Source organism: Oligoflexus sp., assembly GCF_035638955.1.
Classification (GTDB): Bacteria; Bdellovibrionota_B; Oligoflexia; order Oligoflexales; family Oligoflexaceae; genus Oligoflexus.
On record NZ_DASQYZ010000081.1, the window covers coordinates 1 to 9,717 of the forward strand.

12 protein-coding genes are annotated in these 9,717 nt (G+C 52.2%); 3 read left to right on the forward strand and 9 right to left on the reverse strand.

Annotated elements, in window-relative coordinates; translation table 11 throughout:
* On the reverse strand, nt 1–209 hold a 209-nt coding region (locus VE954_RS07695), incomplete at its 3' end, for a hypothetical protein (protein WP_324951334.1).
* A 191-nt stretch (nt 210–400) separates the two neighbouring features.
* Entirely contained in the window at nt 401–931 is a 531-nt protein-coding gene (locus VE954_RS07700) for a hypothetical protein (protein ID WP_324951336.1), read from the reverse strand.
* Between the two features lie 331 nt (nt 932–1,262).
* Between VE954_RS07700 and VE954_RS07705 the strand changes: the two genes are divergently transcribed.
* A complete protein-coding gene (locus VE954_RS07705) occupies nt 1,263–2,057 on the forward strand; it encodes a hypothetical protein (RefSeq protein WP_324951338.1) in 795 nt (264 codons plus the stop codon).
* 328 nt (nt 2,058–2,385) lie between these two features.
* On the opposite strand, the gene VE954_RS07710 is transcribed toward VE954_RS07705, so the two are convergent.
* The 4 genes from VE954_RS07710 to VE954_RS07725 all read right to left on the reverse strand — a co-directional run bounded on the left by VE954_RS07710 (nt 2,386) and on the right by VE954_RS07725 (nt 4,949).
* Nucleotides 2,386–2,715 carry a rhodanese-like domain-containing protein gene (locus tag VE954_RS07710; RefSeq protein WP_324951341.1) on the reverse strand — a complete coding sequence of 110 codons (330 nt, stop codon included), beginning with the start codon at nt 2,713–2,715 and terminating at the stop codon, nt 2,386–2,388.
* Nucleotides 2,712–3,113, reverse strand: a complete 402-nt coding sequence (locus tag VE954_RS07715) for a hypothetical protein (RefSeq protein ID WP_324951343.1) — start codon at nt 3,111–3,113, stop codon at nt 2,712–2,714. Before VE954_RS07715 ends, VE954_RS07710 begins: the two co-directional genes overlap by 4 nt.
* 27 nt (nt 3,114–3,140) lie before the next feature.
* Nucleotides 3,141–3,869 (reverse strand): hypothetical protein, encoded by a 729-nt coding sequence (locus tag VE954_RS07720; RefSeq protein WP_324951345.1) that lies wholly within the window; start codon nt 3,867–3,869, stop codon nt 3,141–3,143.
* Between the two features lie 219 nt (nt 3,870–4,088).
* Nucleotides 4,089–4,949: an endonuclease/exonuclease/phosphatase family protein gene (locus VE954_RS07725; protein WP_324951347.1), complete on the reverse strand. Its 861-nt coding sequence runs from the start codon at nt 4,947–4,949 to the stop codon at nt 4,089–4,091.
* Between the two features lie 119 nt (nt 4,950–5,068).
* Here VE954_RS07725 and VE954_RS07730 point away from each other — a divergent pair, with 119 nt between their 5' ends.
* Complete coding sequence (locus VE954_RS07730) at nt 5,069–5,407, forward strand: hypothetical protein (protein WP_324951348.1); 339 nt, start codon at nt 5,069–5,071, stop codon at nt 5,405–5,407.
* Between the two features lie 93 nt (nt 5,408–5,500).
* Here the strand turns inward: VE954_RS07730 and VE954_RS07735 are convergent, their stop codons facing one another.
* Both VE954_RS07735 and VE954_RS07740 read right to left on the reverse strand, forming a co-directional pair.
* On the reverse strand, nt 5,501–6,082 hold the full coding sequence (locus tag VE954_RS07735; RefSeq protein WP_324951350.1) for a hypothetical protein: 582 nt from the start codon (nt 6,080–6,082) through the stop codon (nt 5,501–5,503).
* Nucleotides 6,079–6,864 (reverse strand): metallophosphoesterase family protein, encoded by a 786-nt coding sequence (locus tag VE954_RS07740; RefSeq protein ID WP_324951352.1) that lies wholly within the window; start codon nt 6,862–6,864, stop codon nt 6,079–6,081. Before VE954_RS07740 ends, VE954_RS07735 begins: the two co-directional genes overlap by 4 nt.
* 141 nt (nt 6,865–7,005) lie before the next feature.
* Here VE954_RS07740 and VE954_RS07745 point away from each other — a divergent pair, with 141 nt between their 5' ends.
* Nucleotides 7,006–8,289, forward strand: a complete 1,284-nt coding sequence (locus tag VE954_RS07745) for a 7TM diverse intracellular signaling domain-containing protein (RefSeq protein ID WP_324951354.1) — start codon at nt 7,006–7,008, stop codon at nt 8,287–8,289.
* Here the strand turns inward: VE954_RS07745 and VE954_RS07750 are convergent.
* Entirely contained in the window at nt 8,225–9,631 is a 1,407-nt protein-coding gene (locus VE954_RS07750; RefSeq protein WP_324951356.1) for a transposase, read from the reverse strand. The genes VE954_RS07745 and VE954_RS07750 overlap by 65 nt on opposite strands.
* Nucleotides 9,632–9,717: the final 86 nt, after the last annotated feature.

Genomic DNA, 9,717 nt, shown 5'->3' on the forward strand with positions numbered 1-9,717 from the left:
TAACGCGAGTCTTCGAGGTTCAGATAATAGAGATCCTTGAAATCCTCATCTTGCGCGTCACCGGCCCGGGTGATGAAATATTCATCGGTCGCAAGCAACGCGCGGGCTCCGAATTCCTCCAGGCCCCAGCCTCGTTTCACGACTTCGACCGGACCAGCCTGGGCCAGGCTGGACGCCACGCCCATCCACACAGGAAATAATATTCGCATGCATCTTCTCCTTTGATGACAAAGGTCAGTGTGCGACGTTATGCGATCCAGGAAGATTGAAAACTCTTCAATGGCTGACGGGGTGAGGAGCGGATAAAGTGTGCGCTGCAGGAATCGAAATAAAAAATAGGGGATCCCCGCAGTGAACGGATCTGCAGGGCAGCTCTTCGATTTCGATTAGGCGGCTCCGATCAGCGGCGGGCAAAGGCTTGCTGACATTGAACTTCCGCCGAACGATAAGACGAGCTATAGGCTTTGTTCGGACAGTAGTTACGAACATGCTGTTTCAATCCATCATAACAGGTCGCCAAGGACTGCTGGAAGCAGGTGTTGGCCATGCGCCGATTCATGATTGTATCGTTACACACCTGCATGCCTAAATTGGATCCATGCTGAAATCCGGTTTGCGGGCACTCGCCTTGTGGTTCCCCTTGATGATTGCTCTGCGTGCTGTGGCAGGTTTGGGCCACTTCAGTTTCAACCTTGGCCATGCCTTCCTTATAGCCGCGATGATAATGGGAACCGGAAAGACCGCGTTCCATGCGGGATAGTTCGGTGAAGTAGTTATCAGACCGATAGCAATCCTTATCATACTTCGCATTCCACAGGCGCGCAGCCATATCGCGGCCGGCTGTATAACCGATGCTATGAGCCCCATGAGCAAGCGCAGGACTTGATTCCAGAATAAGACAGGCCAGGCTGGTCATTAGCAAATAACGCACAACACAACTCCTTGGGTAGTTCCGACTTTCCCTTTTGATTCAGCAAGGCCTGTTCCAGATAGAACGGTGCGCCCCAGTCCTGGGTTTGAGGACGCTCTTGAGGTTTTGGACCACCGCTGGATTTCCATTTGAACACGCCCATGCCGTGCCCGATGACCATCGGCTGTGAAAAAAAAGTAACAGGCAAGCAACCTGCCTTATCCCCCAGTTCCTTGACAGCTGTGTGGGTTTCCCGACAGTCCATCCTTAACGGATTCAAGCACTTGCCTATGGCCCAGGACTTGGAAGAGGACGCTCCAGGACCCTATGCTGCGCTGTGCTGGAGTATGTTATGCGATGCTTGTTCTTGCTGCTGGTCGTGTCCTTGTCAGGTTCCGCTGTGGCGGCTCCTAAAACCAAAAAAAAGCGCGTGACGACGGCGAGTCGGACCGAGGACTTACGCATGTGGGACGGGAGCGTCGCGGACGTGTCCTGGGTGAACGAGAATACCGCCCCTCGCCAGGCAACCAAAGCTCCACGCCCAAGGCCCTGGTTTTCCATCAGCGGCGCAGCGGGTCATCGGGTTTTCCAGCAGGATACTGTGATGATCCAACAGGATGAAAATCAGCAGCCGCTGAATGAAGGTCAATTCGCTGATCTGATCGACAATCAAAATAACTTTGAACTGCGCGTCCTCCTGCACCCTTTCAGCTTTCTATCGCTGGGTGCCACCTATCACCTGGACGAAGCCAAACTTAAAGTGAACGACCAGGCTGTCGCCATCGCCCCTCAGGAATTCTCAGGAACGCTGCAAATCGGCCCAAGGTTGGGCCCGGTGCGGATCTATGGGTTCTATTCCCACATCTTTGCCAGTCAATCGCAGGCCACCATCGCCGCCCCCACACGTGTGGGTGACGCTTCCAACCCGCAGACCTTCAAGGTGGATGTGAAGCAGACCGGTGGCGAAGCCGGCCTCGGTGCGCATTTTCAGTGGGGATATCTGGGCATCTTTGCCGAAGCCCGACGCTCCACGAATCGCAGCTATGCATTGAGCATAGCTCACGAGGATGATCAAACCGCGACCTTTCAGGCCACCACCAGGCCTTCTTTCAAAGCCTGGCAGCTCGGACTCTCGCTCGACATATAATTCGCCTGCCCAAGGCCTTGACGAAATAGCCCGAACGTAAGAATTGCCAACAGGCGAGTTCCGAATATGATTCAGTTTTTAGAGTGGAATCGACTTTGCAGTGGGAAAATTGCGACGAACCTTACCACACATGTCGGGAGAAGAATACGAATGAGTGTACCATCAGATGTGAGATGACGAAGGCGAGATACTCCTGTGGATGTTGAGTTCGGCTGCCCCTCAGCGCGAACTCATCGGTTCCTGTTCGCTGCAGATGGAAAGTACCCCTCTCCATCGGCGAAACCCTCTCCCTCGTTATTGCGGATAGCCATGCTATCCGCAATTTTTTTTACTGGGTTGGTAACAGTCCAGCTTGCCATGCGAGCATGCCGCCGCTGACATTAAACAGCCTTTGATACCCTTCACCAGCGAAAATTTCGCAGGCGCGGGCCGAACGTTTGCCAGAACGGCAAATCAGATAGATGGTCTCGTCTTTCTTGATCCCAAGACTCTCAATCACCTTGGGGTCATCGAGCTGACTCAACGGGAGATTGCGGCTCATGGGAGCCCTCAGTTCGTTGAATTCATCGACTTCGCGAACATCGATCAGATGAACTGTACCCAATTTCTGGTACTGCTCAAAGACGTCATCCGCAGTCGTTTCTTTGTAGTGGCTCATTCACTTCTCTTCGCTGAACTACTACGCATCGCAGGACGGCGTTCGATAAGTTTCACCTGCTGCGGTTGGTCACCCGACTCGGCTCGGCACGAAAGCGTTTGTTTATGTTCATCGATAACGTTAATCACCTTACCGGAATCCGCGACCTTCTGCAAACGCGCGAAGTCACCAGCTTCCATGACGTAGGAATTCGCTCCAGCGTCGGCTGTCATGCCACGACGGATGATTTCAAAACGCCTGTCGGTATCATTGAGGCTTCCCCGCACCAGGACCTTTTCGTGGACGGAGTCGTAAGTTGCGGTCTTACCAAGACCACCACCGAGGCCTCCGAGGCCTCCGCCTTGGGCTACACCAGCCGCCAGAACGAACATAGCAGCAATTCCTGAGAAACGTTTCATTCTGTATCCCCTGTCTTCAACTGGACTTTAGCGTATAAAATCCGTGATCATCGTTAAATGCACGGGCAATGCTCCACTATTGGATTCATCAGCCATAATTTCCCAGATGCGGCGACGCGCATCCTGCATAATAGCACGAACTTCTGTGACGGCATGCGGGCTAAGATTCGTTATGCGTGTCCACACCCATGCCTCTGCGGAACTGAATTCCAATAGCTCAATGTTGAGTTCTGCCTGCCGCACGAGGTCGTAGTTGCTCAGCACAACGGCATCTTCAACAATTGGAATGATCGATCCATCCCCTAAAACCATCACCACCTGGGCCGCTACAAATTCCTCAAGCAAGGAAATGCCATCGACACCAAACTTTTTTAGGATATTCTCACGTGAAATTCCAGCCAAAATCCAACCATACAACCGGTAATGATGTACGGACTGAAATACTTTATGAATGATATTGGAGTGTTTCTTGATCTCGTCCTTTTTCGGCGGCGTAATATGCTTGTCCGAAAACGTTTTCAAGTTGCGAGCATATTCATCCATCAGTTCTGGAAAGTTTTGCTCCAGAATGGAACTGGCGTCATCTGGGACGATATGTGTGAGTATTTGAAAGGCTTCGTAAAAGGAGCAGCTCGCGTCCTCGCCACCTTTGGTCAGCCGGATCAAGGTTGGAAACCGAACATCAATCTGTTCAGCCAATTGTTCCAAAGTCTGACCTGTCGTGAGCAGGTAGCTCTTGATTTTTTCTTCCAGCAATTGTGGCAACGGCAAGAGAGGCATCTTTCTGGAATCCCGGTTTCAAGACCTTTAAAAAATCGAACAATATGCCGTTAAATTGCGTCGCTCCCTGCGAAAACGCAAGCAGGACTTGCCCTTGCTCCAGTCTTTTCAGCAGATTCTATTGCCAGCTGAACAGTTGTGAGGGTTTTTGCAGCAGGAATGATCCGCGGCGGAATACTCCCCCGCGTGATTATGTCACTTAGGCTTGGTTAAAGGAGTTGTCGGCACATATTCCAGGACGGCCCGAATAGGAAAGTGATCCGAGGATTTAATCCGGGTTTCCACCCATACTTCCTTGACCTTAAGGTCCCGGACAAACAACTGGTCCAGGTGATCCACCGGTCGCCTCGGATCCCCAGGTATAGCCACATAGTGCAGACCCAGCTCCTCGAGCTTGCCTGCCACCGCTTTGAAATACCGGGGGCTGAATGTATTAAAGTCACCGGCAAATATAATCGGCCCTTTGTGTTTCGGTAACTGTCCCATCAGATGGTCCAACTCCTCGACCGCACGCTTGATGGTGCGGATGAGGGTCGCATGGATATTCACAACCATAAGCCTCTCTTCGCAATCACCCAGCGAGTAGCTCGTCACCAAAGCCGCTTTCGGCGTCTTCAAAACCGGCTCAGGATATTTGCATAGAATGCGAACGGGAGCTTCATCGGTCATCATCCGCGCCAGGGTCATGACACCATCACGCAGCTGATCGGCTCTCTCATAAGAAGCCCCGTGGACGCTTAAAAAACCTTCGGGAGAAAGTTCCATCAGCGACCGGCGGGACATTAAAGCTTCCTGCAGAAGTACAAGGTCGCTCTGAAAGCTCAGCAGGCGAAAGTCATTGTAAAAGTGCTCACCACCATGGCCTTTGAAGATATTCCAAATGGTAACCCGCAGCGGCCAAGGCCCCCAGCACCCGTGCTCGGCATTGCCCGATAACCAAACCGGAGTTTCGATCTCGCGATTGATTTTGACGACTTTACTGAGACTTCGCAGCACGTGCTGGTAGGGTCGACGGGGTTTGACAACGATCGTTTTCTTTTTAGATTTTTCAGGCATGCAAGGCTCCGTCAGGGATTTTTAACTCCAGTCTTGCGCATGCGCGAAAACTTCGATTCTATAGTGGGGAAATTTGTTACGAGACGCGATGAAAGAATCACATAGGAGCATTGAAATCCATGCTGATCGACACTCTGTTTCGTCGAATGCCGCCTTCGCCGCGCCTGCACGGGTATGCACGGCAAAAGCTCGAAACCTGCGCTGAACTCTGGAAGCGGCGGCTGGATCTGCGCCTTTCGTTTACTCAGGAGCCTCAGGGGGTCTTTGTGGAACTTTGCGGACGTGACAGTGAAGGTCACTATATCTCCTGTCATGGTCAGGGCGTCGATGGCTTCAGGGCCGTCGACAATCTTTGCCACAAGCTGGGTCCTCAGGGAATTTTGCTGTCCCATACGCCACCGTCTCCGGTGCCCGGTCCCAGCAAACGGCCCAGCAGCAGGAAATCGCCCCCGCTTTAAGGTCGCAAGGAATCAACGCGCCCATTTTGACGGTCGTTCCTTTGCTTATAGTAATGATTTGGGATCAATCGGGCAAGACTCAGAGCGCAGGATTCAAAGCAGCCAACGGACGGAAAGGCCAGAACTGCCCATATATTCAGGGTCGAAATTTTTTGAATCAGTGGCATAAGCAAGCTCGCTATCAAGCACAGCAAACTCAAAGCCAATGGCCAGTTGACTCTGAACGCGAACTTCAAGCCCGCCGATCAAAGCCGGCCGTACCGCAGACGCCGGATAGTAGCCAGCCGGATACTGGCTGGGAACCTGCAGAAACAGCTCGCTATCGGGGCTGTAGTTGATGGAAAGGCCCACGTAAGGCCGCACGCGCACAACATCCCGTGATCCAACCGCGCCGATGTACGCCAGGGATTTTAGCGTCCACGAATGGACCGCTTCGCCAGCAAATTCTTCGGGCGTATAGCCATACAAAAGATCAACGGCCCAGGTGTCGCGCCACTCATAGCCAAATCCAGCCGCCAGGTATCCTGCATAAGCGGCATGCTGAGTGATGGCCGAGTTGGGCACCCAGGGGTTATCCCTCTCCCCACGCTTCAGAACGGTGATTTCCTGGGCAGCCAGAGTCGACGTCTGGAAGAGCAGTGCGAAAAGCATGACAGATAAAGATAAAATTTTCATTGCAGCTCTCCACAATCATCCCGACAATACTGAAAGCTCACCGACCGGTCTTCATGGAAGGTCACCAGCGAGTAACGTCGTCCAGACAGCTTCGGCACGATATAATAGGGGATGCCATTTTCCTGCCAACCGTTATCAATTTGCGTACCGCGATGCCCATGCAAGGACGCGATGATGTCCGCGCGACGATTGACGTCCAGCCATCGATCGATTTGCGGTTGCGTGTGAACATCCACCACGGGTGGCACATGCGAATTCACAACGGAGCGACTGTCCGTCACCCGCTCAAGCCAGGAAAAATCAGTTTCGCCGAATTCGAATTGATTGTTATTCCACATCACGAATTTAACGCCGGCGTAATCGAAGGTGTAATCGAAGGCACCAAACATTTGATTGTAAATCTGCTTGCCATGCGCAATAGCATCGTGGTTGCCGACCACTGTGAGGAAGGGAACGCGTGAGCGCTTCAGAGCCTCGCCGGCCCAGACGTATTCATGCAGCAGGCCATAATCGGTGAGATCGCCCAGGACGAGAATGAACTTCACATCGGTACGACGATTGATGGAATCCACGACGCGTTGCAGATCCTTGGGTGTCCCCTGGGGATCGCCCATGACCGCGACAGTAAATGGGAAGGACTGTTCCGGCATCTCATTCAAAGCCGAGAGCTGTTCGGCCGTCAGGTTTTTTAAATGGGACGGTGGATCGGATTCCCAAGGTGAATAACGTTCTCCACAGGCCGTTAGCAAGGCACAGGAAAGCAAAAAAGAAGCGGTCTTCATGTCTTACTCCTCCATGCCGTTACAATGGCATGTATGTAACTAGTTACTTACAAGCTTTAACGGGGCGAAATCAAGCGGAATAATCAAGCTTCAGCTTTATTCGTCCTCGGCTGACGGGCCAGTCACAAGACGGAGCAATTCATGCCTATGGATTGCGCTCAAGTCCGCACCGATGACATGATTCGGAGGTTTCCATTGATCGACAGGCTGACAAACTGCATGCAGAGGCGAGCGCTGCTCAGGGTCTTACTGATCCTGGTCCTGCTGCCGTTTTGTGGGTCATGCCTCAAGCGCGATTCCTTGCCGATCCAGCAGGGACAGCTAGATCTTTCGCATTGGGATCCCCGGCTCAACCCCGTCCTGGAATTGCCGGGAGAATGGGAATTCGCGCCTCATACGTTCCTGGAACCCGGGCAGAAGCCGGAGCCAGCCGCATTTATGAAGTGGCCAAAAACCTGGGATGTGGCCCAGGGTTATGCTTCTTATCGGCTGCGAATCAAGCTATCTCCGGACTTGCAGCATCAAACCCTGGGGCTCTTCATCCCGTTCCAATCCACAGCGATGCGCGTGCTTCTGAACGGCGAAAAGATCTTTGAATCCGGAATCGTGGGTACCGACAAGGCCTCGACCACGCCCAGCCGGGATCAGCTCATCGTCAATTTCCCGGCTGTCGAAACATTGGAAATCATCGTTCATATTGCGAACTTTCATCATGCTCGCGGCGGAACCTGGTATGCGATGAAAATCGGTCTTTTCCGCGATGTGATGAATGATCGATTCAAACGCCTGATCGTCGACTCCATTGTTATTTTTATGCTGCTCGGCCTTGGCCTATTTTTCGTCTTCAGCTATCTCGTCAATCGCAAACCCCTAAGCCTGGCCATTGGCCTGACCGGGCTGACCAATGCGCTGCGTTTCTCCATGACCAGCGGCCGGCTATTCGAAGAGCTTTTTCCCCTGGGCTTTGCGGCAGGATTCCGGTTGGAATACTGGAGCCTCTATCTCCTCTTTCAGTCCTATATCGTCTTTGCCTACATGTATCTGCAAAGCATCTTCTCGCGCCGCATTGGAATCTTTCTTCTGGTCGCGTCGCTGCTCCTCAATCTTAAAATTTTCCTATCAGTTGAAATCTTCACCCATTATCTTTATATCGCGCACATCCTCTGCCTCTTTGCGATCCTCTACTGCTTCTATATTTCAGTGCAGGGGCTACGTATGAAAATTTGGGGTTCCGTATTTATCTTCTACGGATCCCTGACAATTTTCACCGCGTCGCTCATCGACATTGTTCTGGTCAACGTCCTGGGCAATTTCGATTTCTATGTCATCCAATATGGAACTGGACAGTGCCCATTTCCAGCTAACCGGCGAGGCGTAGAATCTCGCCCCGGCGCGAATCCATGTTATCCAAAAGAAATTTCTTGAAGGCGTGGGTGTCTCGGCTGCCTCCAATATATTCTGGAAGCGTTGTCCTGAGTGCTGATGCGGCAACCAGTTCGGATGGAGCGGCATTGACCTTCATCGTGCGAAGCCAGCTGCCGAATTTTCGCCATACGAGACCCGCATGGTTCATACATAAATGAAGTAGAAGCCCTTGAGCGATGCAGCCCATCTGCACGTAAATGGCATAGGCCCGCATTTTTCGACGTATGGCAGCGCGGTAATCTTGGCCCTTCCGGTGCAGATATTGATCTCCTGAATTGCGCCTGATCGGGTCCATGGCCTTCATCCAAAAATGATAGGCATAGGTGCCGACGATGCGAAGGCTGTGCTTGAAAGACAGCTCGATTTTGTAGCGATAGCCGTACGTCTGGATCACGATGGTCGGGTCGAGCGTCAGATCGGTGGATGCAAAAATGGAACGGCCGCGCGTCGGGTGTTCAACCAAAACAAAGAGCATGAGCCGTTTGAGTGGTGGCCACAAGAGATTGATGACGTAATAGCGCATTTCGACGTCCGTCTCACCATAAACAGGACTTTTGATGGTCGTAAACAATTCCGGCTTCTCGAAAAAGGACACGAGTCGTATTTTCTTTCCATATTTCTTCGGGCGCCCGGGCTTCTTCTTCGTTGCTTGCTCGGCCGGATAGTAGGCGACAGCGTTGTTTCTTACGCGTGAAATGATTTGGCAGCCGTGCTTCAGCATTTGGTTGATGAATTTTGAGTTGCAATAGTAGGCGTCGGCGACGATCACGAGCGACTTCTTCATGGTCTCGCGTGCTTTGGCGACGAGGGCTGCGGCTTTGTCCATCAATGTTCGCCGGTCACGGTTGCTCCAGACCAATCCTTCATGGATCTCGGAAATGAGCGGTACCGCCGCCATCGCGCCCGCAAACCCCCTGACCAAGATCGCCAGGCATTGAAAAGAATGGCCCATGATGAACTCGGCCTTGGAGTTGTTGTCCGACTCTTGATGAAGACACTTGACCGAAGGCATCCTTCGACCTTCCTTCGGTACTTTCAGGCCATCAAGCTGAAGAATGAGGTAATCATTGACGGTCACAGCCGTGAAAAGACGCATGACCAGAACAATCCAGCAGTTGACGAGCTTGTCAAGCTTGACGGCATCACTGTGAAAGAAGCGAAGCAGACCTCGATAAGCAAGATCCTTGAGCCCCAAGGCCCTGACGGAGCTCGATACTCCGCTAAGGTCAGAGCGGATTGAAAATCCGGCCAAAACCATGAGAGCCCACAAAAATGTCCGCGAGCGTGAAAACGCCGGTCGAAGATGATTTGCAGACCAATACCAAATAGTCCATAATTCCATCGAGCATCCATGCCCTTAAGATTCTGAAAAAAGGCATTATTTCAGCGCATGGACGTAAAGAAAAGGAAAATAGTATGGGCCTGCTA

Bases quoted from the DNA above. Each gene is read 5' to 3' on its own strand.
- VE954_RS07715 (WP_324951343.1), bottom strand. From the start codon at position 3,113: ATGAAACGTTTCTCAGGAATTGCTGCTATGTTCGTTCTGGCGGCTGGT.
- VE954_RS07735 (WP_324951350.1), bottom strand. From the start codon at position 6,082: ATGAAAATTTTATCTTTATCTGTCATGCTTTTCGCACTGCTCTTCCAG.
- VE954_RS07725 (WP_324951347.1), bottom strand. From the start codon at position 4,949: ATGCCTGAAAAATCTAAAAAGAAAACGATCGTTGTCAAACCCCGTCGA.
- VE954_RS07730 (WP_324951348.1), top strand. From the start codon at position 5,069: ATGCTGATCGACACTCTGTTTCGTCGAATGCCGCCTTCGCCGCGCCTG.
- VE954_RS07745 (WP_324951354.1), top strand. From the start codon at position 7,006: ATGCCTATGGATTGCGCTCAAGTCCGCACCGATGACATGATTCGGAGG.
- VE954_RS07705 (WP_324951338.1), top strand. From the start codon at position 1,263: ATGCGATGCTTGTTCTTGCTGCTGGTCGTGTCCTTGTCAGGTTCCGCT.
- VE954_RS07750 (WP_324951356.1), bottom strand. From the start codon at position 9,631: ATGGAATTATGGACTATTTGGTATTGGTCTGCAAATCATCTTCGACCG.
- VE954_RS07740 (WP_324951352.1), bottom strand. From the start codon at position 6,864: ATGAAGACCGCTTCTTTTTTGCTTTCCTGTGCCTTGCTAACGGCCTGT.
- VE954_RS07710 (WP_324951341.1), bottom strand. From the start codon at position 2,715: ATGAGCCACTACAAAGAAACGACTGCGGATGACGTCTTTGAGCAGTAC.